The organism is Streptomyces sp. NPDC002144, assembly GCF_053593695.1.
Genome location: NZ_JBSFDB010000027.1, coordinates 107,327 through 129,217, shown reverse-complemented (window position 1 = coordinate 129,217; position 21,891 = coordinate 107,327). Strand labels below are relative to the sequence as shown.

General features: G+C 72.3%; 24 protein-coding genes and 1 tRNA gene. 8 read left to right on the top strand and 17 right to left on the bottom strand.

The window, feature by feature from the left end; genetic code table 11:
• Positions 1-12: 12 nt before the first annotated feature.
• The 5 genes from ACWCQ1_RS33985 to ACWCQ1_RS33965 form a co-directional block, all read right to left on the bottom strand.
• Positions 13-1,308: a glycosyltransferase family 2 protein gene (locus tag ACWCQ1_RS33985; RefSeq protein WP_358597341.1), complete on the bottom strand. Its 1,296-nt coding sequence runs from the start codon at positions 1,306-1,308 to the stop codon at positions 13-15.
• The gene (locus tag ACWCQ1_RS33980) at positions 1,305-2,048 is read right to left on the bottom strand and encodes a glycosyltransferase family 2 protein (protein ID WP_451028112.1); all 744 of its coding nucleotides are present in this window, start codon (positions 2,046-2,048) and stop codon (positions 1,305-1,307) included. The genes ACWCQ1_RS33985 and ACWCQ1_RS33980 overlap by 4 nt, the downstream gene beginning before the upstream one ends.
• 140 nt (positions 2,049-2,188) lie before the next feature.
• On the bottom strand, positions 2,189-3,001 hold the full coding sequence (locus tag ACWCQ1_RS33975; protein WP_358597335.1) for a glycoside hydrolase family 16 protein: 813 nt from the start codon (positions 2,999-3,001) through the stop codon (positions 2,189-2,191).
• A gap of 2 nt (positions 3,002-3,003) precedes the next feature.
• Positions 3,004-3,543 carry a hypothetical protein gene (locus tag ACWCQ1_RS33970; protein ID WP_451028111.1) on the bottom strand — a complete coding sequence of 180 codons (540 nt, stop codon included), beginning with the start codon at positions 3,541-3,543 and terminating at the stop codon, positions 3,004-3,006.
• Positions 3,540-5,234: a glycosyltransferase gene (locus tag ACWCQ1_RS33965; protein ID WP_358597329.1), complete on the bottom strand. Its 1,695-nt coding sequence runs from the start codon at positions 5,232-5,234 to the stop codon at positions 3,540-3,542. Before ACWCQ1_RS33965 ends, ACWCQ1_RS33970 begins: the two co-directional genes overlap by 4 nt.
• A 375-nt stretch (positions 5,235-5,609) precedes the next feature.
• Between ACWCQ1_RS33965 and ACWCQ1_RS33960 the strand changes: the two genes are divergently transcribed.
• On the top strand, positions 5,610-6,941 hold the full coding sequence (locus ACWCQ1_RS33960) for a lipopolysaccharide biosynthesis protein (RefSeq protein ID WP_358597327.1): 1,332 nt from the start codon (positions 5,610-5,612) through the stop codon (positions 6,939-6,941).
• 17 nt (positions 6,942-6,958) lie between these two features.
• Here ACWCQ1_RS33960 and ACWCQ1_RS33955 read toward each other — a convergent pair whose 3' ends face one another.
• From ACWCQ1_RS33955 to ACWCQ1_RS33940, 4 genes are all read right to left on the bottom strand, one after another.
• The gene (locus ACWCQ1_RS33955) at positions 6,959-8,077 is read right to left on the bottom strand and encodes a GNAT family N-acetyltransferase (RefSeq protein WP_451028110.1); all 1,119 of its coding nucleotides are present in this window, start codon (positions 8,075-8,077) and stop codon (positions 6,959-6,961) included.
• Positions 8,074-10,914 (bottom strand): HAD hydrolase family protein, encoded by a 2,841-nt coding sequence (locus ACWCQ1_RS33950; RefSeq protein WP_451028109.1) that lies wholly within the window; start codon positions 10,912-10,914, stop codon positions 8,074-8,076. The genes ACWCQ1_RS33955 and ACWCQ1_RS33950 overlap by 4 nt, the downstream gene beginning before the upstream one ends.
• Before the next feature lies 1 nt (position 10,915).
• Positions 10,916-12,001 (bottom strand): GNAT family N-acetyltransferase, encoded by a 1,086-nt coding sequence (locus ACWCQ1_RS33945; protein ID WP_451028108.1) that lies wholly within the window; start codon positions 11,999-12,001, stop codon positions 10,916-10,918.
• Positions 12,002-12,114: 113 nt separating this feature from the next.
• Positions 12,115-13,167, bottom strand: coding sequence for a phosphotransferase family protein (locus ACWCQ1_RS33940; protein WP_451028107.1), 1,053 nt, complete (start codon positions 13,165-13,167; stop codon positions 12,115-12,117).
• 206 nt (positions 13,168-13,373) lie between these two features.
• Between ACWCQ1_RS33940 and ACWCQ1_RS33935 the strand changes: the two genes are divergently transcribed.
• Positions 13,374-14,081, top strand: a complete 708-nt coding sequence (locus ACWCQ1_RS33935; protein ID WP_358597315.1) for a TetR/AcrR family transcriptional regulator — start codon at positions 13,374-13,376, stop codon at positions 14,079-14,081.
• Positions 14,082-14,115: 34 nt separating this feature from the next.
• On the opposite strand, the gene ACWCQ1_RS33930 is transcribed toward ACWCQ1_RS33935, so the two are convergent.
• The 3 genes from ACWCQ1_RS33930 to ACWCQ1_RS33920 form a co-directional block, all read right to left on the bottom strand.
• On the bottom strand, positions 14,116-14,895 hold the full coding sequence (locus tag ACWCQ1_RS33930) for an enoyl-CoA hydratase/isomerase family protein (protein ID WP_358597312.1): 780 nt from the start codon (positions 14,893-14,895) through the stop codon (positions 14,116-14,118).
• Positions 14,896-15,041: 146 nt separating this feature from the next.
• Entirely contained in the window at positions 15,042-15,383 is a 342-nt protein-coding gene (locus tag ACWCQ1_RS33925) for a hypothetical protein (protein ID WP_133048034.1), read from the bottom strand.
• Between the two features lie 255 nt (positions 15,384-15,638).
• Positions 15,639-15,715: transfer RNA gene (locus tag ACWCQ1_RS33920), tRNA-Pro, on the bottom strand.
• 100 nt (positions 15,716-15,815) lie between these two features.
• Here ACWCQ1_RS33920 and ACWCQ1_RS33915 point away from each other — a divergent pair.
• The 3 genes from ACWCQ1_RS33915 (at position 15,816) to ACWCQ1_RS33905 (ending at position 17,806) form a co-directional block, all read left to right on the top strand.
• Positions 15,816-16,331 carry a DUF309 domain-containing protein gene (locus ACWCQ1_RS33915; protein ID WP_451028106.1) on the top strand — a complete coding sequence of 172 codons (516 nt, stop codon included), beginning with the start codon at positions 15,816-15,818 and terminating at the stop codon, positions 16,329-16,331.
• A gap of 100 nt (positions 16,332-16,431) precedes the next feature.
• A complete protein-coding gene (gene cobF / locus ACWCQ1_RS33910) occupies positions 16,432-17,208 on the top strand; it encodes a precorrin-6A synthase (deacetylating) (protein ID WP_451028105.1) in 777 nt (258 codons plus the stop codon).
• A gap of 112 nt (positions 17,209-17,320) precedes the next feature.
• Positions 17,321-17,806 carry a hypothetical protein gene (locus ACWCQ1_RS33905; protein WP_451028104.1) on the top strand — a complete coding sequence of 162 codons (486 nt, stop codon included), beginning with the start codon at positions 17,321-17,323 and terminating at the stop codon, positions 17,804-17,806.
• Here the strand turns inward: ACWCQ1_RS33905 and ACWCQ1_RS33900 are convergent.
• The 5 genes from ACWCQ1_RS33900 to ACWCQ1_RS33880 all read right to left on the bottom strand — a co-directional run bounded on the left by ACWCQ1_RS33900 (position 17,793) and on the right by ACWCQ1_RS33880 (position 20,129).
• Positions 17,793-18,539 carry a cobalt-precorrin-6A reductase gene (locus ACWCQ1_RS33900; RefSeq protein WP_451028103.1) on the bottom strand — a complete coding sequence of 249 codons (747 nt, stop codon included), beginning with the start codon at positions 18,537-18,539 and terminating at the stop codon, positions 17,793-17,795. The genes ACWCQ1_RS33905 and ACWCQ1_RS33900 overlap by 14 nt on opposite strands.
• A gap of 86 nt (positions 18,540-18,625) precedes the next feature.
• Complete coding sequence (ykgO, locus tag ACWCQ1_RS33895; RefSeq protein WP_133048039.1) at positions 18,626-18,748, bottom strand: type B 50S ribosomal protein L36; 123 nt, start codon at positions 18,746-18,748, stop codon at positions 18,626-18,628.
• Positions 18,749-18,782: 34 nt separating this feature from the next.
• Positions 18,783-19,043: a type B 50S ribosomal protein L31 gene (locus ACWCQ1_RS33890; RefSeq protein WP_133048040.1), complete on the bottom strand. Its 261-nt coding sequence runs from the start codon at positions 19,041-19,043 to the stop codon at positions 18,783-18,785.
• 55 nt (positions 19,044-19,098) lie between these two features.
• Positions 19,099-19,263: a 50S ribosomal protein L33 gene (gene rpmG / locus ACWCQ1_RS33885; protein ID WP_133048041.1), complete on the bottom strand. Its 165-nt coding sequence runs from the start codon at positions 19,261-19,263 to the stop codon at positions 19,099-19,101.
• A 92-nt stretch (positions 19,264-19,355) separates the two neighbouring features.
• A complete protein-coding gene (locus tag ACWCQ1_RS33880; RefSeq protein ID WP_451028102.1) occupies positions 19,356-20,129 on the bottom strand; it encodes a sulfite exporter TauE/SafE family protein in 774 nt (257 codons plus the stop codon).
• Positions 20,130-20,247: 118 nt separating this feature from the next.
• On the opposite strand from ACWCQ1_RS33880, the gene ACWCQ1_RS33875 reads away from it, so the two are divergent.
• The 3 genes from ACWCQ1_RS33875 to ACWCQ1_RS33865 are packed head-to-tail and all read left to right on the top strand — an operon-like array spanning position 20,248 to position 21,857.
• Positions 20,248-21,069, top strand: coding sequence for an alpha/beta hydrolase (locus tag ACWCQ1_RS33875; protein WP_451028101.1), 822 nt, complete (start codon positions 20,248-20,250; stop codon positions 21,067-21,069).
• Positions 21,070-21,096: 27 nt separating this feature from the next.
• Positions 21,097-21,378, top strand: a complete 282-nt coding sequence (locus ACWCQ1_RS33870) for a WhiB family transcriptional regulator (RefSeq protein WP_358597290.1) — start codon at positions 21,097-21,099, stop codon at positions 21,376-21,378.
• Positions 21,375-21,857 (top strand): Dps family protein, encoded by a 483-nt coding sequence (locus ACWCQ1_RS33865; protein ID WP_133048044.1) that lies wholly within the window; start codon positions 21,375-21,377, stop codon positions 21,855-21,857. The genes ACWCQ1_RS33870 and ACWCQ1_RS33865 overlap by 4 nt, the downstream gene beginning before the upstream one ends.
• Positions 21,858-21,891: the final 34 nt, after the last annotated feature.

Below are 21,891 nucleotides of genomic sequence, written 5' to 3'. Positions count from 1 at the left end.
CGGAGTGCGGAGTCAGGGGCGGTCGCCGGTGAGACGTCCGCGCAGATAGCCGAGGGGTCCGTACGCCATTCCGCGCAGTTCGAGGAGTGCGAGGCGTCGTGACCAGCCGGCCTCGGGGTCGGCGCCGCGTGCATGCGATCGGGCCAGGGCGTGGCGGATGCCACCGGGGAGCCTGCGCAGCAGGGTCGGCAGCCTGCGCGGATCCCCCGCCATCGCCGCCGTGAGGTAGGCGGTGAGTCCTGCCCCGTATCCGAAGGCCTGTGCGGTCACGGCGTCCGGTGTCCGGCGGTGCCGGTGCCAGACGACGGCATCCGGCTGGTAGGCCAGTGTGTGACCGGCGCTCAGGACCTCGAAGAAGGCGAGCAGATCGTCGCCGCCACGCGCAGGGGTTCCGGCGCCGGTGGCGGTGTCGAAGCCGCCCAGGGAGCGCAGTACGCCGGCCCGGAAGGCCATGTTGGCGCCGGAGCCGAAACGCCCGGCGGTGAAGGGGAAGAGCGGATCGGCCGGGGGCTCCGAGAGTGACCATGCGCACGGCGTGCAGCCCTTGGCGAAGCCTCCCTGGCGTTCGAGCGCGGCCTGTGCCGGCGTCTCCAGTTCGGCGGGGACGATCAGTCCGGTGACACACCCGGCTCGCGGTTCCCGCACGAACGTCTCGGCCAGGGCGGCGAGCCATCCGGAGTCGACGAGTGTGTCGTCGTCCGTGAAGGCGACGACCGATCCGGCTGTGTGGGCGAGTCCCCGGTTGTGGGCCCGGGCCAGTCCGGCGACGGGTTCGCGGACGTAACGGACCTGTCCCCGGAACTGCCGGCGGACCAGGGCTTCGGCCGCGCCGTCGGCCGGAGCGTTGTCGACGACGACGATCTCGAACCCGGGGTAGTCCTGCCGCAGCAGCGAACGGAGGCAGTGACGCAGTTGCTCCGGGCGGTCGTGTGTGGCCACGACCACGCTGATGAAGGGCGCCTGCGCCAGCGCGCGGCGCCTCGCGGCCTGGCACGGGGGCCACGCGGCGGTGCGGGCGTCGGAGGCCTGCGCTCGGTCCGCCTCCTGATGCCGGGCGAGCTGTTCCGCCAGGTCCCCGTGCGCCGCCCGGCTGACCGCTCGCCACAGGCCGCCGGGGCCGGCGGCGTTCACCGCGTCGACCATGCCCAGCGGATGGCCGTGGAGTCGTACGAGGGCGCGCACCGGCCCCTGCGGCTCCGCCGTCAACGGACCGGCGGGGGAACGCAGTTCGCCCGGGCGCCCGAGGTCGACGTCGACGACACGGATTCCGTACCGGACACCGCCGGGACGCACCGCGACGGAGGTCATGACGCGGTGCGCACGCTCGCGGCGGAGGACTGCGCACCCGGCCGCTCCGAGATCAGGGTTCGCAGCACCCGGCGGCCGTCCGTGATGGCGTGCAGGTTGGAACGGCCGTTGCGCCGGGGCAGTTCGAGGCTGGGGACCTCGGCGATGCGCAGCCCGGAACGCAGGGCGTGCACGATCATCTCGGTCTCGATCTCGAATCCGGTGGCGTGCAGGTCCAACTGGTCGAGGAAGCTCCTGCGGAAGGCGCAGAAGCCGTAGCACAGGTCGGTCAGGGACGCGTGGTAGAGCCGGTTGACAGCCGCCAGCAGCATCTGGTTGCCCAGCCGCCTGATGGGGGTGATGTCCAGGGAGCCGCCGCCCTCGACGAACCTGGAGCCCTTGACGAAGTCGTAGCCGTTCTGGAGGAAGTGCAGGTAATGAGGGATCTCGGTCGGCGACATGCTGCCGTCGGCGTCCATCATCACCACGTTGTCGCCGGTCGCCGCGAGAAAGCCCGCACGCAGGGCGTTGCCCTTGCCCGGGCCGTTCTGCCGGACGAAGCGCACGGCGGGCAGGCAGTGGCGGGCCATGGGGACCGTCGCGTCGCTGGAGTCCCCGTCGACGAGGATCACCTCGTCCACGCACGCCGGGATCTGCTCGAAGACCCAGGGGATGTTCCGGGCCTCGTTGAGCGCCGGAACGACCAGGCTCACCGTGGCCCCCTGCCTGCCCCCACTGCTGGTGATCCAGTCGCTGTACACGATCTCGCACCTCCGCAACTACGCCATATGCTTACGCCGTATATTTCTACTTTCGTACCGGTTTGGGCATGCGTCAAGTGCGTCCGGCGGTAATTCCTCGAGTGCCGCGGTCCCTGGGCCGCGCGGGGGCCCTCGGCCGGTCACTGCTGCCAGACCCGCACCCAGTCGACCTTCATGCGGGCCTCCCGCACCGAGGGCGGCGGAGAGTGCGGAAGCCCGACCGCCAGATCGACCAGGACCTCCATGGGGACGTTCGGGACACGCTCGGGATCGGTCACCCGGAGCCGTGCGACGCCGTCCACGAACCAGGTCAGCTCATGTCTGGTCCACAGCAGCGCGAACACGTGATACCCGGCGGGGAAGTCCTCCGGGCCGTAGGTCCCCCGCTCCGTGCGTCGCGCGCCGTCCCCGCCCCGCCAGTGGGTGGACATCAGGACCTGCCGGGTGCTTCCCAGGAACTCCATGACATCCAGCTCGGGCGGGGTGTGCCGGGAGGCGGGCATCATCCAGAAGGCCGGGAACATGCCGGCCTGGGGGGGAATCCTGATGGCGGACTCGAAGTATCCGTAGGTGAAGGTCCTGCGGGGGCGGCCGTCCCAGTGGTCACGGCCGGTCGAGATCATGCCGGAGGTCCAGGGGTAGGTCTTGCCGTCGCTGCCCCGGGTGGGTCGACGGACAGCGGTCAGGGAGAGAGCGCCGTTGTCCACGGTGACCTGACCGGGCAGGTACCACTGCTCCTCGTGGTTGCTGCTGTTGGTGCAGCCGTGACGGTTCCAGTCGTAGCAGGTGGCCCAGCGGCGCGTGTCGAGGGACGAACCGCCGAACTCGTCATGGAAGACCAGCTTCCAGTGACCCGGCGCGGGCGGAGGCCTGCTCGTTCCGCCGTGGCCGCAGGCCGTCGCCACCAGCAGCGCGGCCACGACGAGCGCCCGCCGGCCCCGGCCGACCCGCACGGCTATCGCCGGCCGCCGGGACGCGCCGGCCGACCCGTGGCCCGGCTGTCGCTGGACGGGGCGGAGCCCGAGGGTGCTCCCTCGGGCGGAGGCGGCCGGGAGGGGTCGGCCGGGGGTACCGAGGGATCGGGAGCCGGATCCCGCCGCGAGGCCCGGGCGCGTCCGCGACCACGAGGTAGGGGCAACAGGGCCAGCGCCGAGGTGATGAAGGCCAGCGTCGCCAGGGCCCGGAGGGTCGTGAAGACCCCGTTCAGATAGAGGGGCACGACGACCAGGACCGCCAGCGCCAGGCTGACCACCACGACCAGGACCGCCAGCTCCAGCAGGGGCGCCCGACCGGTCTCGCGCCCCACCGGCGGCCGCGCCCACCGGCTGGCCGCCAGCCCGGGGCAGACCAGCAGAAACGGCGTCACCACCAGGACGCGCAGGACACTTCCGGCCGGAAGTCCGCTCGCGGCCACGGCCAGCCAGCCGGACACCGCGAGACCGCACCGGAGCCGGAGCGCCCAGCGCGGCGAGGGGCCGGTGCGGAGCAGGGTCATCGTCCTCCTCCCTCGCCCGGGTTCTCGTAGCGGTAGACCACGGCGTCCTTGTTGTGGAAGACGGTCGTGAAGCCGTGCGCCTCGGCGATCTGGGACTCGAGCCGCTGCACGGTGTCGGCGGGCAGCGTCCCGTTCAGATAGCACTCGGCGGCCTGCGCCCTGCTCAGCACGATGTAGGCCGGCTTCGCGGCGGTGGTGTGTGCCAGGAAGGGCTCCAGGCCGGCCAGCGGATTCCGGGCCAGCCGCTGCCGGTCGCTGAGTTCCTGCTCGTCGAGCTGGACATGGGGGTGCTTGTCGTAGTGGGCGTCCAGACCCGGAACGGCGGACGTCACGGAGACGATGAGGGACCCGGGACGCGTGGACGTGACGAACCGGCCGGCGGAGACCTCGTCCTTGGTGAAGTAGTTCGCCGCTTCCTTGCCGTAGTAGCCGAAGAGCAGACCGCCGAGCAGGGCCAGCAGCACCGGGGTGACGGCGAGGACACGCAACAGCGGTCTGCGCTCCCACGGGAAGAACAGCGCGGCGACGAGGAGGGCGGCCGCGGGCAACGCGAACAGATAGGCGCGGAAGATCATCTCGCCGCCGTAGGCGTTGGCGACCAGGAGCGGCAGGGGGGCCAGGACGAGAAGCGGCAGACCGGTACGGCGGGTCCACCGGCGAGTCAGGAAGGCGACGGCCGCCAGCAGGAAGACCGCCGCGGACAGCCCACGGTCGACCCAGGACACCTCCACCTGGCCGGGCGCCGCGGTACCCAACTGGGCCAGTCCGGACACCACGTTGGCGTCGGGCTGCACCAGCGCGCCGAGGAACTGGTGCAGGTTGGAGGAGACATAGGGTCTGGCGACGGTGGTGTCCCACAGCGCCGTCAGCAGCACCGCGCCGGCCGCGACCGGCACCACCACGCGCCGGTTGCGGCGCGGAAGGGACAGCGCGACCAGTGAGCTGATCATCATCAGGGGCGTGAGGGGGTGCGAACAGATGATCACACCCTCGAGCAGCAGCGCGACGGCGAACCTGCCGACGGTCCAGCCGATGGGCGTGGCGGCGGGGAGCCGGCGCGCCGAGGAGGGCAGCTGCGCCATGACCAGCGCGATCAGCGTCACGAAGAACAGGAACGCGAACGCCTGGGGAGCGAAGTAGTCCTGTCCCACCCAGGAGCACGAGTAGTAGATCCACGCTGCTCCCCAGATCAGCCGCCTGTCCCGCGTCACCGCCCGGTAGACCAGCAGCAGGGGGGCGAGCAGCAGCGCGTTGAAGACCGGAGGGGTCCAGGCCGCGTAACCGAGCGCCGAGTCCAGGCCCGTCGCCTGGAGGAAGAACGCGTTGAGCTGGAAGAAGCCGGGCCACTGGTTGTAGAGCTCGAGCTTGCCCGCGTTGGGGACCGTACCGCCGTTCCTGATCACCGCGTCGACGATCGCGACGTGCTTCCAGGCCCAGCCGTAGCGCAGGGTCGGATAGAGCAGCGAGGGGGTGGCGTGGATGACCGCGATCAGCCCCAGGACGTAGCCCGCGAACCAGCCGTTGGGCGTCCGCCGGTCGGAAAGCGCCGTGCAGAAGCCGAGGGCGAGCAGACCGAGGGCGACCCAGAACACCACGGGCAGCACCTGCAGCAGCCCCAGGTCCTTCATGCGGCTGAGGTCCACACCCCGCAGGGAGGCGAGCCACAGGCCGAGCGAGACGGGCAGGGCCACCCGCACCCACACCTGGCGCGTTGTGTACGGCCTCCCCCGCTGCCGCGCCGTGGGCGCACCTGCCGGACCGGACCGTCGGGCGTCGGCCTTGGTACGCGGCCCTGTTCGATGACCGCTCGTCTGCGTCGGGTACCTGCCCATGCGGATGCCTCCCGCAGAGCGGCTGGAACATGTGTGCCGAAAAACAGCTGGACATCACGTTACTTTCATTCGCCGCGACCGGCAGTTCGTGGCGGTTCGCGCCGACGCCGCTCCGGTCGCAGCCCGGTCCCTTCCGACTTAGGCTGGCGGAACGAAGCCCGGAAGCACGACGATGCATAGGCGCCGCATGGAGTCACGGCAGACGCTGACAGCAGCCACAGACGGGCGCGCACAATGAGTTCGGGCCTGGGCAGACGCCTGCGGGGTGCCGACGGGGCGGCGGGGCCGCAGTCCAAGGACCAGTTGCTGCGCAACGGCCATGTGCTGACCTTCAACTCGGTGCTGACCGCCGCCCTGGGGGCGGGCTACTGGGCGTTCGCCGCCCGGAACTACGACGCCGACACGGTGGGCCGCAACTACTCGGCGGTGTCGGCGATGATGCTGCTCGCCGGCGTGGGCCAGCTCAACCTGACCAACGTGCTGCTGCGGTTCGTCCCCACGGCGGCGGGCCGCACCCGGCGGCTGGTCACCAGGGCCTATCTGGCGGCCTGTGCCACGACCGTGCTGCTCGCAGGGGCTTTCCTGCTGTTGCAGCCGGTGCTCTCACCAGGGCTGCACTTCCTCCACGACCCGCTGCTGGGGCCGTGCTTCGTGCTGGCCAGCGCGGCGTACGCGGTCTTCGTCATCCAGGACGGAGTGCTGACCGGACTGCGGCGCACGGACTGGGTGGTGCTGGAGAACGCCGTGTTCTCCGTGGTGAAGATCGTGCTCGTGGGGGTGCTGGCCGTCGTCCTGCCGTCGAGCGGGATTCTTCTGTCGTGGACGCTCGCCATCGCCGTCGCCGTCACCCTCACCAACGGGTTCCTGTACGCGCGGGCCTTCCCCCGGCACGCCATGACCGCGCTGGACGAGCGGGCCGACGTCAGCAGGCCGACGAGCGGCTACATCATGGCGGACTACGTCGCCGCGCTGTTCTGGCTCGGCGCGACCGCCCTGCTGCCGGTCCTCGTCCTCAACCGGCTCGGCCCGGACCAGGCGGCGTACTTCTCACTGGCCTGGCTCGCGGGATTCTCGCTCTACCAGTTGAACGCCAGCATGGGCGAGTCGCTCATCGTGGAGGCGGCGAACGACCCGGCCCAACTGCTCAAGCAGTGCCACAAAGTACTGCGGCACACCGGGATGCTCCTGGTGGCGAGCACCGCGGTGCTCTGTCTGGCGGCGCCGCTCCTGCTGCGGGTGTTCGGCCCGGACTACGCGCGCAACGGCTCGGGCCTGCTCCGCCTGGTGGCTCTCTCGGCCATCCCGAACCTGGTCGTGATCGTCGCCGTCAGCGCCTGCCGGGCCCAGCGTCGGCTGCACATGCTGATGGGCCTTCTCGCCGTGGTCTGCTCGCTGTCCACCGGCCTGTCACTGGTGCTGCTGCCGGTGCTGGGGATCGCCGGTGTCGGGGCGGGATGGCTCATCGCGCAGACCTTCGTGGCCCTGTTGCTGTGGTGGCAGAAGCCGCTGTGGCTGCCTGTGGGCCGGTCGGCACCACAGGCCGCCCAGGACCGCGACGCCGCCTGACCGGCGCCCGGGCGGGTCTACCGGCCGCCGGCCGTCCCCGGGCGGTGGTCGACCGCTGCGCGAAGGTGGTCCATCCGGCCCCGCAACCGGGTCAGCAGCGTCCGCTCCAGCCGGTACTCGGTGAGGCGGTGCGGCTCGGCTCCGACACGGGTCTTGAACTGCTCCAGCGAGGCGACTCCTCCGGACTCGCCCATCTCGTAGTAGCGACAACCCGCCTCGCAGGCCTGCTCGATGGAGCGCAGCAGAAGGATCTGGTTCGCCCGCAGCGGGCCGGCGGCCTCCACGTCGCTGAAGCCGCGCCAGTAGACGCAGACCTCACGATGCAGGAGCACGATCACCGCGGCCAGGGGCCGCCCGCGCACGCCGGCGACGAAGATCCGGCAGGCGCCCGGCAGCGCGGCGGCGATCGCGTGGAACTTGGCGAGCGGCTCGGCGCGCTTCCCACGGGCGCGCACCAGGGCCGGGGGAAGGTTCCGCTCCCGGGCCCGCCGGTCGAGCCACCGGAGGTAGAGGTCGTAGAAGCTCTCGACCAGCTCCGGCGAACTCCCGCTCTCCACCGTCATCCCGGCCCGCTCAGCCCTGCGCTCCGCGTTGCGCATGTTCCCCCGGGTGTTCTTGGACCACCGCTGGGACCAGATGGCGTCCATGCCGCCGTCGAGGTCGAGGACGTGCACGGTCCGGGGGACGGGGACGACTCCCGGTGGCGATGCGGGCCAGTCGTGTGCCGCGCGGAACGAGGGACGGACACTGGTGCGCAGGGCATGGTCGGCGACGAGGTCCTCAAGGACCAGGTCGACCTCGTCGGGGCGCACCCCTCCGGGTGCCAGGATGCCGCCGGTGCCCCAGCCGGGGGGCAGCGACGCCCGTACGGTGAGCGGGTGCGGCCGGGCCGGGCGGCAGACCATCGGCAGGACGAGCTCTCGTCCCTCACCGGTCCGGTAGAGCCGACCGGCGTCGTGCCAGCCGCTGACGGCGCAGACGCAGTCCACCCATTCCGGCAGATGGAAGGCCATGGCCCCGGGATCGGCCGCGAGCACCCGTGACCAGGCTTCACGCGGGATCGGGCTGACGGCCCGTACCGGCCCGTCGCCGGCAGGGACCTCCCACACCCGGGATCCGCTCTGTCCTGTCGTCACCTCGGCCTCCTCAGGGCGTGGAGCGGCGAGGCGTGTCCCCCGCCCGCTGTGAAGGGTGAGCCGGCCGTGCCCGCGGACGAGTACCGGGCCACGGCCGCCCGTGCGTGTGCGAGGCGGGCCAGCCGGAGGGGCATGCCGGCCCGGCCTGCCTCGGGCACCGCCAACAGCGCCGTCAGGGCCGTGTCACCGAGGGACAGCGAGGGAGGGCGGCAACGGGGGCAGCCGCCGGGGCGGTGTCCCAGCAGTCGCCCCGCCGCGTCGGCCAGCCCCGCCTGGCAGGGCCGGCGCAGCACGGTGAGCCCCGCCGCACGTACCGCAGGGGCGGCGTTGCCCGGGGCGAGACCGTTGCGCGCCCACCGCAGCAGCGGAATGTCGGTGGCGCTGTCACCCACGGCCAGCGCGGGTCGTGTCCCGGCGGGCGCACCCAGTGTCCGCAGAAGCGTCGCGACGCCCGTGGCCTTGTCGACGCCCGCGGGAACGAAGTCGGTCTGCATCTCACCTTGCACCACGGTGAAGCCGGCGGCTTCCGGACGGCCGGTCACCTCTCGCACGGTCGCGTCGTCGAGCGCCGTGCGGTCCGCTCCGGTGCCTCGGCAGGCCCGCACGCACCGCACGTACTGCGGGTCCAGCGTCACGGACGGCAGTCCCGACAGCAGACCGGCCAGCGCGGAGGGATCGGGACCAGTCACTACCGGGGTCACGCTGTCGCGTTCGGTGTCGTAGACGACGGCGCCGTACTCCGCCACGCCACCGGGCAGTCCGTACGTACGGCAGCGGTCGCGCACCTCCGGTACCGGTCGTCCCGTGGCGAGCAGCACCCGGTACCCGTGGGCGCGCAACGCCCGCAGGGCGAGCATCCCGGCGGGTGCGGGTGCCGGGGCGCCGCACAGGTCCGTCTCCAGAACACCGTCCACGTCCAGAGCGCACCACGCCCCGTGCGCCGACGGAGGTTCGAGACCGGGGTCGGGGAGCTCGAGGTCCCGCAGATAGAGGGTGGCCAGATACTCCTGGACCGCGCGCGCCCGTGCCCGCCGGGCGGTGGCCTCGTCCACGCCGGTGCGGGCGCCGGAGCGGCCGAGCCGCTCGGCGTTCCAGCCGTGGACGGCCTGGTAGACACACCACCGGGCGGCCGGAATCCGGCTGCCGGTCAGCCGTTCGTAGGCGGACTGCAGCTGGTCGGCGTGCGGGAGCAGGGCCTGCGCCGCACCCGCCAGGTCGTAGGCCGCGTCGTAGGCGGCGAGGTCCAGATGGCTGAAGCAGCCGTCGTCGAAGTCGGCCTTGGTCCATCCGCCGGGGTCGGGGCACCACCGTCCGAACGCCATGTGGCCGTCCACCAGCGAGGCGGACGAGGTGTGCAGCAGGTCGCGCAGCAGCGGGTCGATCAGCAGTGGCCGCAGCGGTGCCGCCAGCCGCCCGCAGCGGTCGGCGAACAGCCGGGCGCCGGCCTCCCAGACCGGCTGACACCCCCTCAGCATGACGCTGCGGTCGGCCGCGAGCGGCACACGGGCCCGGCGCTGGACGACGTAGCGGACGACGTCCGCGGCCGGAACCTGCCGTGTGCGGGCGAGGTCCGGACGCGGGCCCGGTTCTTCGGCCGGCCGTTCGCTCAGGAGCACTCCGTCGTGGAATCCATGGACCCGGGGCACCAGTCCGTCGAGGGCCTCGGCGACCGACAGCGCGTGGCGCCCGAGGTAGCCGGTCCCCGCTCCTTGCGCGACCAGGCGCAGCTCCGCGTCCCCGGTGGCGGAGCGAGTCCGGACGGTGAACGGCACCTCGACGTGGGACCAGCGGGACGGCAGCCCCGGCTCGTCGGCCGACAGGCTGAGCACATCGTGGTCCGGCAGCAGTTCCGCCAGACTCCGGCGCAGACCCTGCTTCCGCAGACGGTCGCGGATGTGCCAGTCGTCCGGCGGCAGCACGACACTGGGAAACCGGGTCAGGAGCGCGGGGGCCGGCCGGTCGGCGAAGGCGGCGTAGAGCATCACCACGCGCTCCGCGGGCAGGCCCGCCCGCGACAGCCCGCGTGCCACGGCCACCAGGCTGCCGCCGGTGGACGGCGGATCGTCGATCAGCACGGCCAGCGTGCCCTCCCGCACCGCGGAGCGCAGGGCCGCGATGTCCGCGCGCGACGACGCTCCGCCGGGTCGTGTGGTGCGGACCGTGACGTGCGCGTACCCGTCGGCGCGCAGGGCCGCCCCGGCGAGCGGCGCCAGATAGCTGCCTGACGTACGCAGGCCGATCACCAGGATCCGCGTGCCGCGGTCCGGGTACCGGTCGGTGAAGCGGGTGACGAGTTCGACGACGTCGCAAGGATGCTGGTCGAAGCTGCGGAAGCAGGAAGGGGGACGCAGGACGCTGCCGTCGAGCAGTGCGGCACCGGACGGCGGCACCTCGGTGCCCAGACGCTCCAGCAGCGCGCCGACCCGCCCGGAGAACGCCTGCGGGTCGCCCTCGGTCGTGGCGTCGGGCCGGGCCGCGACGGCATCGGCCAGGGCGTCCGTCAGCCGACGCGTGACCGACAGCCACTCCCGCAGCCGGCGTGTGGCGGGCGACAGGTCGGCTGCGGTCACCGCGCCGTTCAGCGCGAGCCGCAGCACCTTTCCGGCGGCCGTGCCGTCGAGTTCCGACGCGGCTCGACTGAGCAGCCAGGGAGTACCGGCCAGATGATCCTCACAGACCTGGGTGAGGCCGGCGGCGAAGAGGAACGCGTCCAGCGGATCGCCACGGCATGCGGCCTCCAGGAGTCCGCGATGCAGTTCGGTCGCGTCGGCGTAGAGGTCGGCAACCGCCTGCCGGGGCGGGGTCGCACCTCCGGCGTCCACTGGGGGGCGGGACATGTCAGGCGTCCTTGAATCGGATGGCGCGTTTGACGACCGTCCGCAGCCCGCGCTCGGCCGCGGAGACGGGCAGCCGCTCACGGACGTAGCGAGGGGAGGCACAACTGTCCGCTCCGAACCCCTCCTTGAAATGGGCCAGTGAGGAGCCCGGGGAGGACTCACCCATGTCGTAGCTGCCGCAGCCGGCCAGACACGCTTCCTCGATCGCCAGCCGGTTGAGCAGGGACGTGGCCCGGACGGGATGGGCCAGCTCACGGTCCATGGCCGCGCGCCAGAACTTGGCGTGACGGCCGTGCCGAAGCACGACGATCGCCGCGGCGGGCCGGCCGGCGTACCAGGCGACCCAGATCGAACACGCTTCGCCGAACCCCGCGGCCACTGCTGCGAGCCGTTGACTGGGGAAGGCTCTCCTCCTGCGCCATCGCGCCAGCGTGAGCGGCTCGTGCTGCTGCGCGGCCCAGCGTTCGATCGACTTCTCGTACAGCTCGTGGAAGACCGGAACCAGCCGGCCGGCACGGTCGACCTCGACCTCGACATCCGACTTCTCGGCCCGGCGGACGTCGCGCCGCACCCGCGTGTGGAACCGGGACTCCCACACGGTGTCGAAACCGCCGTCGAGACGCACCACCTGCGTCATGTGGGACTCCGGCCGGAAGTCGGCCGGGGCGGCCTTCTCCCACACCTCCGTGTCCCCCGGCCGAAACCGCACGCCGACCCGGAGCGCGTGGCGCCCGGCCAGGTCGTCGAAGAGCGCCCGCGCCTTCGCCGGGCCGACGCCCCCGGGGGCCAACGGCCCTCCGATCCCCCACTCGGCCGGCCAGGACTCCTCCGCGCCCAGCCATGGCGGGCGCCGCCGCCTTCTGACCAGCGGGAGCACGATCCGGCTGCCGTCCTCGAACTCGTACAGCCGGCTGGCCTCCTGGTACGGCCCCGTGGCACACAGACAGTCCAGCCAGGTCGGGGTCTGGGTGACGTGCGTGTCCACGTCCCGCGACGCGAGTTCCCACCAGACCTCGCGCGGTGCGGGGGTGGTGATGCGCGCGGGGCCCGCGGCGCCGTCGATCAGGAGTTCAGCGGGTGCGTTCACAGGCTTCTCCTGCAGAGGCGCGGGTACCGCAAGCACGACTTACGGGGCGAACCCCCGCGCCTGTCCACCCATCGATTTTAGGGGCGACGAAAAGATCGGGCATCTCGGGCATCTCAGGGCACACCGCCCGCCCCCACCTCGGTGAGCACCGGCACCACATTGTCGGCGACCCACCGCCGACTGCGCCCGTAGCGGGACGATTTCGCCACATTTCCGGCGACGTGCCACAGCCAGGTCAGCAACGTGAAAGCGGTCTCGCCCTCGGGGTCGGAGGCGAGAGCCCCCGCCTCGGCCAGTACGCTCCGGTCCTCCGGCAGCAGGGACGCGCGGCGCACCACATCGGCGACGACCTGCCCGAACTGGCGCCCTTCGAGCTGATGCCGCATGGTCAGCACGAAGGTGTGCTCGTCGAGGACCGACGGACCGTCCGGGAGGGCACCGGCCCAGTCGATCACCCCGCACAGCTCCCCGCGCCGCCGGGTCACCAGCACGTTTCCGGGGTGGAAGTCGCCGTGCGTCCACGCCACCAGCAGCCTGCGCCCGGCCAGCCCGCGCACCAGACGGTCGCGCAGTACCATCATGGCTTCCGCGCCCTGCCCTCGGCGGCACCAGCGGACCTCTTCGGCGAGGACGGCCAGTCGTGGCTCGACCCAGTCGCCAATCCGGGAGGTGATCTCCTCCCTCCGTCCGGTGGCCCGGTGCAGTTCGCGGATCGCGTCGAGCGCGGACACGGTGACCGACCGGGCCAGCCGGGGTGAGCGCTGCAGCAGCGTGTCGCCCTCGACGCCGGGCAGCCAGCTCTCGACCACCAGCGGCAGGGGTCCCTCCAGCCGGCACTCCTCCACCACGGGCAGCAGTCGCCGCCATGTTCCGAGGCCTTCCTCATGGGCCAGTCGTCGTACGGCCTCGCATTCGCCGGCCAGCGACACGGCCGCTCGGCGGCTGCGGGGGTGCTTGACCAGGACGGGCGCCTGCGCCGCGCCGTCGAGACGGAACACCAGGAGATCGGAGAGCGTCCTTCGCGGCCCGCGCGGATGGCCGTAGGCCGCGCCGTCCGCGCGGAGGGAGTCCGCCAGCCGACGGGCGATGACGAGGTCGACGGGACGGGTCAGCAGACCGGCGGACTGGATCGGCAGAAACCCGCGCAGCTCCGCTGCAAAACCCATCCGGCTCTCCTCTCAGCCAGACAGTCCGTGAACGTTGTGCATGTCCATTGTCGTCGCGTTCGCGACGCCGAGCCAGTCGTCCTGTCGGCCGCCGCCCGCCACCCCACGACACGCGCGGTCGCTCCGCGGTTGCGTCTGCCGGGGGGCAGGCGCATTTACACTGTATACGGACGCGTGGCCTCCTGGTCACGGGCGAGGAGGCACGCATGGCACGCGACTCTGGAACAGGGCAGGCACGACGCGCGAGCGACCGCGGTCGCTACGGCCGGCTGAGCCGGGAGCGGGTGCTGGCCAGTGCGCTGGCGCTGGTGGACCGCGAGGGCCTGTCGGCACTGAGCATGCGACGGCTGGGCGCCGAACTCGGCGTGGAGGCGATGGCCCTCTACCGGTACGCGGAAGGCAAGGACGGTCTGCTGGACGGTCTGGTGGAGGCCCTCTATCTGGAGCTGGAGGAGCGGCTGGCCGCCGAGACCGAGGCGGTCGACTGGCGGGCCGGCCTCCATCGCGTCGCCCGGGCGACGTACGACGTCTGCCTCGCCCATCCCCAGGTGGTCCCCCTGCTGACCACGCGCATGCTGGCCGTCCCGCTCGCCCGCCGGCCGCTGGCCGTGCTGAAGGACCACGAGCGGGTGCTCAGGCTGCTCAAGGAGGCCGGGCTGGACGAGGCCCGTACGGCCAACGCCTTCCGCGCCTTCACCGCCTGGCTGCTCGGCTACGTCTCCGTGGAGCTGCGGCCGGTGATCGACAACCCGGACGAACCCGATCCCGCCTTCCGTCTGGGGCTGCATCGCATGCCGCCCCAGGAACTGCCCGGCCTGCGGGAAGCCGCGCCCACCCTCATCGAGCCGGGTGGAGCGGAGGGGCTGGCGGCCGGGCTGGACGCACTGCTCGACCGTTTCGCCGGGGCCGCCTGAGCAGGCAGGTCAGGTCAGGTCAGGTCAGTGCACTCTAGGCGCGCCCGCCACGAGCTGCGCTCGCGAACAGCCGCGCCGATGTCGCCCCCTCCGCCGCCATCTGCAGCACCGCGTCCCTGTCGGCGGGCCGCAGCAGCGACCGTGTCGCCGTAAGAGCCGCTGCCGGGGCGGCGAGGAGGGTGGTCAGCTGCTCCGCCACGCGCGTGTGCAGGTGCTCCCGGTCCTCCACCACCTCCGTGACCAGGCCGAGCCGCGCCGCCTGCGCGGCGGACACGCGCTCGCCCAGCAGCAGGAGTTGGGCGGCGCGCTGGGGGCCGAGGCGCTGTGGGAGCAGCAGGGTGCCGGCGCCGTCCGGGGCCAGACCCTGGGCGACGAACGGGTACTTCAGGTGGCTGCGGCGCGTGGCGTAGACGAGGTCGAAGTGGAGCAGGGCCGTAGCGGCGCTTCCGACGGCGGCCCCGTCCACGGCGGCGACGAGGACGGTGTCGCTGCGCAGGACGGCCTTGTGGAACTCGGCGAGCGGTGAGCACAGGCCGAGCGCCGTCTCCTGGTCGGCGGCAAGGTCGTCGAGGTCGCTGCCGGAGCAGAAGTCCTCACCGGCGCCGGTGAGGACGACGACACGTACGCCGGGATCGGCGTCCGCCTCGGCGACGGCATCGGCCAGGGCCCGGTACATCGCCAGGGTCAGGGCGTTGCCCGCCTCGGGGCGGTCGATGGTGATCCTGACCAGCGCCCCGGTTCGATCGACCCGGATGGCGCCGGTGGACTTCGTGGCGGGTGGGCCGCCCGTCCGGACGCAGCGGTCTGGAGTCACGTCGCCTCCCTCTGGCTCTGTTCAACGAAGCTAGCCCGCGCCGAAGCTGGCTGTCAATGACAGAGTCAGGTGGCGGGAGGGTCTCCCCTCGACCGGGGCCCTGGGGCAGACCGGAGACCCCGGTCCCGGCGAAGGCCGTGGTCCGCTCAGCCCCGCGACGCCAGTACCACCGCCACGCAGGCGATCATGGCCACGGTGATGAGGACCATCGCGATGAGGGTGCCGCGCAGCCACTGCCGGATCCGGACGTGGTGCTGCGCCTCCACCGCCTGGACGCGCTCGGCGATGTGATCGGTGACCATGCGGGCGACGTACGTCTGCTCGGCGAGATACCACCGCTCGATGTCGCGCTTCTGCTCCGGCGTCAGCCCCTCGGTCCGTGCGGTGAAGTCCGCCACGCGCCGCTGCGCCGCTCCCACATGAGCCTCGCGGTACAGAAAGGTCTCGATGTCGCCCAGGCCGCGAGCGGCCTCCTCACGTGCGTCCATGGTGTACCCCCGACGGAAACGTGAACTCCACATGATCATGCCGCGGCCTCCTCACCCGCCCGGCGCGCGCCGGAGCCCTGAGCCACACCGCTCGTGACCAAAGCGTCCCGCGGATACCGCACGGAAGCCAGAGGACGGGGTCCGACACCAGACAGACGCCGTGGAGCCCGGGAATGTGACATGTGGGGGCGGGCGGCGACATGAAGAAGGCCGTTTCCTCATGGTGAGGAAACGGCCTCCGACCCGCATAAGAGCTGGTCGGGACGACAGGATTTGAACCTGCGACCCCTTGACCCCCAGTCAAGTGCGCTACCAAGCTGCGCCACGTCCCGGTGCGTGCCGCGCGGTGAACCGCGTGATCACGCGAACAGCACTTTACCCCACGACGGGGGCGGCCCCGAAGCGGGCCGTGGGGCGCGGCACAATCGGCGTATGGGCAGCGCATCCGCAGGGCGGTCGGTGACGGGACGGGACCGGGACAGGGAGGGCCGGGCCCGCAACGCCCGGCCGCGGGACGGGCTGGGGCGGCCCCTGCCGTACGGCGCGGCCGGGGTGCAGCGGCAGCCGGAGGGAGTCGTACGGACTCCGCCGCAGACCGTCGCCGAGGCGCAGGAGCTGCTGGACGCGGGGAAGCCGTTCCACGCGCACGAGGTGTTCGAGGACGCCTGGAAGTCGGGGCCGGAGGAGGAACGGCAGCTGTGGCGGGGGCTCGCGCAGCTCGCGGTCGGGCTCACCCACTCCGCCCGGGGCAATCGCACGGGCGGTCCCCGGCTGCTGCGGCGCGGTGCCGACGCCGTGGAGGAGTGGGCGGCGGGTGCGGGGCAGCCGGAGCCGTACGGGATGGATCTGGCGTCTCTGGCGGGCTGGGCCCGGGAGCTGGCAGAGGCCGTCGAGCGGGGCGGTGAACTCGTCGACGCGGCGGCGCAATCACCCCGGCTCCGCGGCTGACCCCGGCCTCGGGGCTGTCCCGTGGCAGGGCGCCGTCCCTCCTGGTCACCGGGGCGGAGGCGGTGTCCCCGTTGTCAGTGGTGTGCGGCAGACTCGGGGCGTGCGAAAGATTCATGTCATCGGTATCGGCGCGGGCGACCCCGACCAGCTGACCCTGCAGGCGGTCCGGGCGCTGCGTGACACGGACGTGTTCTTCGTCCTGGACAAGGGCGAGGTGAAGAGCGACCTGACACAGCTGCGCCGGGACATGCTGGAGGCACACCTGCCGGACGGGACGTCGTACCGGGTGGTCGAGGCGCGGGACCCGGACCGGGACCGTACGGCGGGCGGCGCGGCCTACTCCCCCGCCGTCGGTGACTGGCGCAGCGCCCGGGCCGGCATCTACGAGCGGCTGATCGCCGACGAGCTGGGCGAGGAGGAGACCGGGGCGTTCCTGGTGTGGGGGGATCCCGCGCTGTACGACAGCACGATCGGGATCCTCGAGGAGGTGCTGGAGCGGGGCGCGGTCGATTTCACGTTCGACGTCGTGCCCGGCATCAGCAGCGTCTCGGCGCTGGTCGCCCGCCACCGGACCGGGCTCAACCGGGTCGCCCGGCCCGTCCAGATCACCACGGGGCGACGGCTCGCCGAGGGCTTCCCGGAGGGGGTGGACGACGTGGTGGTGATGCTGGACGCCCACCAGACCTTCCGGCAGTACGCGGACCAGGACATCGACATCTACTGGGGCGCCTACATAGGCACCCCCGACGAGATCCTCGCCTCCGGCCCGATCGCCGAGGCCGCACCACGCATCGAGCGGCTGCGCGCCGAGGCCCGGGAGCGCAAGGGCTGGATCATGGACACGTATCTGCTGCGCAGACATCCCGGGGAGCGTTAGGCGGGGCAGCGGGAGCTGAGTTTGACGTCGGACACCGTCGCCCGGCGCCGCGCGCCCGGCGGCACCGGAAAACCATGTGCCGCGCGGACGCGGCGGTGGTCATACTCGGCGCATGTCCGCCTCACCCGTCCGGTTCCGCGACCCGTGCAGCACGGTGTACCACTTCAGCGCGTCGCTGCTCGTCCGCTGCCCGCGCTGCGACCGCGTCGCCCACTTCGAGCGGCGGCCGGGCCGCACGCCCGACGCCCGTGGGGTGAGGTACCCGGAGCGGCGTGTGGTCTGCCGGTCCTGTGGTCTGAGCCGGATCGACACCGGCCCCGCCTGCCCGGCGGCGCGCGCGAGCCGAGCCTGCCACCGGCCGCCGCTGTGGCTGCGGGCCGGCACCAGGCACGGTGAGCTGTGGGCGTACAACCTCGGACACCTCGACCTCATCCGGCGGTTCGTCGCCGCCGACCTGAGGGAGCGGGCACCCTGGTACGAAACCGGGCCGAAGATGACGCTGGTCGCGCGGCTTCCCACCTGGATCAAGAACGCCAAGAACCGCGCCGAGGTGCTGCGCACGATCGACCGTATGCGGGCGTCCGTCACGACAGGCTGAGGTCCAGCCGGTCGAGGGCGGCGGCCACGTCGGGCACGGGAGTGACGCCGTCCGGCAGCGGGGGGCGTCGTACGACCACGACGGGCAGCGCGAGTTCACGGGCGGCCGTGAGTTTCGCCGCCGTCGCCGCTCCCCCGCTGTCCTTCGTGACCAGGACGTCGATCAGGTACTCACGCAGGAGCGTGGTCTCGTCGGCCACGGTGAACGGGCCGCGGCCCAGCAGTACTTCGGTGTGCGGCGGCAGAGGCGGCTCGGGCGGTTCCACCGAGCGTACGACGAAGTGCAGGTCGCCCAGGTGCGCGAAGGTCGCGAGACCCAGACGTCCGGTGGTCAGGAAGATCCGGCGGCCGAGGCGGGGCAGCAGGTCGGCGGCGGCCGCCAGGGACGGGACCGGGTGCCAGTGGTCGCCGGGGGCCGGCCGCCAGCCCGGGCGGCGCAGCACGACGGCGGGCACTCCGGTGGCCGCCGCGGCCCGCGCGGCGTTCGCGGTGATCGTCCCGGCGAACGGGTGCGTGGCGTCGACCAGCGCGTCCACCCGCTGCTCCCGCAGCCACTCGGCGAGCCCCTCCGCCCCGCCGAACCCGCCGACCCGTACCTCCCCGGCCAGCGCGCCCGGCCGGCTCACCCGCCCGGCGAGCGAGGTGGTGACGCGTACACCGGGCCGTGCGGCGAGGACGGCGGCCAGTTCGCGGGCCTCGGTGGTGCCGCCCAGGACGAGGACGTGGGGGGACATGGGAGGGAGCGTACGAGATGGCCGGGGGACGCGGAACGGCCGCCCGGCGCTGGTGCCGGACGGCCGTCCTGTGCGGGAAGTCCGCGTCAGCCCTGGCGGGCCTTGAAGCGCGGCTCCTTCTTGTTGATCACGTAGACCACACCGCGTCGGCGCACCACCTGGGCGCCGGGCCTGGCCTTCAGGGAACGCAGGGACTTGCGCACCTTCATGGAACTGTCCTCCTCGTGTCGCTCGTCGGGCGCGTCAGGCGCGGGCCGCGGCGGTACGGCCGTAGCGGCGCTCGAAGCGTTCGACTCGGCCGGCGCTGTCCAGGACGCGCGCCCTGCCGGTGTAGAAGGGGTGGGACGCCGACGAGATCTCGACGTCGATCAGGGGATAGGTGTTGCCGTCCTCCCACTCGATCGTCCGGGACGAGTCGGCGGTGGAACGGGTCAGGAACGCGGCGTCCGCGGCGCGGTCGCGGAAGACCACGAGCCGCGAGTCGGGATGGATGCGGGGCTTCACGGGGTTACCTCCTCGGGAACCGCGGGCCCGACGGTGCGGGCCCGCTCCGGCTGGTTCAGCGCTCCTCGCGGAACTCGACGTGCGCGCCGGCCACCGGGTCGTACTTGCGCAGGACAAGCCGGTCGGGGTCGTTCCTGCGGTTCTTGCGGGTCACGTAGGTGACACCGGTTCCGGCCGTCGACTTCAGCTTGACGACGGGGCGCGCGGTACTGCGTGCCATGAGGTCCTCCCTTCGCCCATGCCCCGGACCTTTGATCCAGGCATGTCAATCACATGCGGTGTAACAGCACCGGCCCACGCCGCATTCCCGGGTCAGCGCAGGAGCAGCTGGAGGCCGCCGACGACCGTCGCCGCGATCACGAGTTGCTCGAAAAGGCGCTGGTTGATGCGGTTCACAGCCCATTTGCCGATCAACGCGCCGGGCACGACGAACACGGCGAGCGCGGCGTCCAGGAGCAGCGAGTGGCCGTCGATCAGGCCGAGACCGGCACTGAAGGGGACCTTGGAGACGTTGACGATCAGGAAGAAGAACGCCGACGTCCCCAGGAAGCCGAGCTTGCGGAAGCCGGCGGAGAGCAGGTACATCGACATCACCGGGCCGCCCGCGTTGGCGACCATCGTGGTGAAGCCGCCGAGGACGCCGTAGGAGCGGGCCTTGAGACGGCCGGTGCGGGTGCTCACCGAGTCCGGTTCGTCCTCGGTCTCCGCCGTGCGTCGCCGCCACACCGTCACCCCCGCCATGAGCAGCAGGATCGCGCCGATCGACGTCCGTACGACCTGGTCGTCGGCCCACACCAGGAACAGTGTGCCGACGACCACGCCCGCGGCGACCGCGGGGAACAGACGCCAGAGGGTGGGCCAGTGGGCGTGCCGGCGGTAGGTGAGGACGGCCAGGACGTCGCCGACGATCAGGATGGGCAGCAGGACGCCGGTGGAGGCCCGGGCGGGCAGCACCGCGGCGAAGATGGCGAGGCTGACCGTGTTGGCGCCGCTCACGGCAGTCTTGGAGAAGCCGACGAGGAGGGCGGCGCAGGCGAGGGCGGCGAACCCCCAGCCGGATATGTGCCAGAGCGTCATCGTGTTCATGCGGGGACCGATGCTATGTGCAGACAACCGGTGCGGTAAGTACCGTCTCGCTGGTTGGCACCCGACGTTCGATGCCGCCGATGAGGACGGGCACCCTGCCCCGTCAGCTGGAGGAGACATGGCCAATGCCCGCGAGCACGTCCTGGCCGGGAGCCGGGGCGCCCTCGTCGCCCGTGAGTGGCCCCATGAGCGGCCCCATGAGCGGCCCCGGTACCTGGCGCTGATCGCGCACGGCTACGGGGAGCACATCGGGCGGTACGAGGAGCCGGCCGGGGTACTCGGGCGGCACGGGGCCGCCGTCTTCGGACCCGATCATCTCGGGCACGGGAAGTCGGCCGGCGAGCGGGTGCTGGTCGAGGACTTCGAGGACGTCGTCGGTGACCTGCACGCGGTGGCCGAGCTGGCCCGGGGCGCGTACCCCGGGCTGCCCCTCGTGCTGGTGGGGCACTCGATGGGCGGGCTGATCGCCGCCCGGTACGCCCAGCGGTACGGCGACGAGCTCGCCGCCCTCGTGCTGTCCGGGCCGGTGATCGGGGCCTGGGAGCTGCCGGGGCGGCTGCTGGCGCTCGACGAGATCCCGGACGCGCCGATCAGCCCGTCCGCGCTGTCCCGGGACCCGGCGGTGGGAGCGGCGTACGCGGCGGATCCGCTGGTGTGGCACGGACCGATGAAGCGGCCGACCGTGGAGGCGTTCGCGCGCACGCTCCAGCGGGTGGCCGAGGGCGGTGACGTCGGCCGGCTGCCGGTGCTGTGGCTGCACGGCGACGACGACCGGCTGGTACCGCTCGCCGGGAGCCGGATCGGGGTCGAGCGGCTGAGCGGCGGCGACCTCACCGAGCGGGTCTTCCCGGGCGCCCGCCACGAGGTGTTCCACGAGACGAACAGGGCCGAGGTCTTCGCGGAACTCGTCCGTTTCCTGGACGGCGTGATCAAGGGCTGAGACGGACATACGCGGCGTTTGCTGCGCATGCCCCGGGGCACCCGCGCCCGCATGGAGTGGTTGCGCAGGGCGGCCTGCGTGGGTGAGGACCCCGAGCTGTTCTTCCCCGTCGGCACCGAAGGACCGGCGCTGCGGGACATCGCCGCCGCCAAACGTGTCTGCGCCCGCTGCCCGGTGGCCGTCGAGTGCCTCGACTACGCGCTCGGCAGCGGGCAGCTCTCGGGGGTCTGGGGCGGCACCCACGAGGACGAACGCCTCGCACTGCTCCGTACCGGCACGACCGACGCCAGAAGGAGAAGCACCGTATGACCGTGGTGAAGAGCACGCTGCCCGAGCCGGCCCGCGAGGTCGCCGGTGAGGCGCTGCAGAGCACACTCGTGGATCTCCTCGGGCTCTCACTGATCGGCAAGCAGGCGCACTGGAACATCGTGGGCCCGCGCTTCCGTTCGATCCATCTGCAGCTCGACGAGGTCGTGGACACGGCACGCACCTACGCCGACACGGTGGCGGAGCGGTCCGCCGCCCTGGGCCTGCCGCCCGACGGCCGGCCGGAGACGATCGCCGCGTCCTACACGCTGCCGGGCTCCAAGGACGGCTGGCAGCGCGACACCGAGGTCGTGCAGCTGGTCGTGGATTCGCTGGAGGCGGCCATCGGACGGCTGCGCGAGCGGATCGCCGCGACCGAGGAGCCGGATCCGGTCACCCAGGACCTGCTGATCGCCATCACCGCCGACCTGGAGAAGCAGCGGTGGATGTTCGCGGCCGAGAACTTCCCCCGCGAGGACTGAGCGGGGCGGTCGAACACATACGTACGGAAAGGGG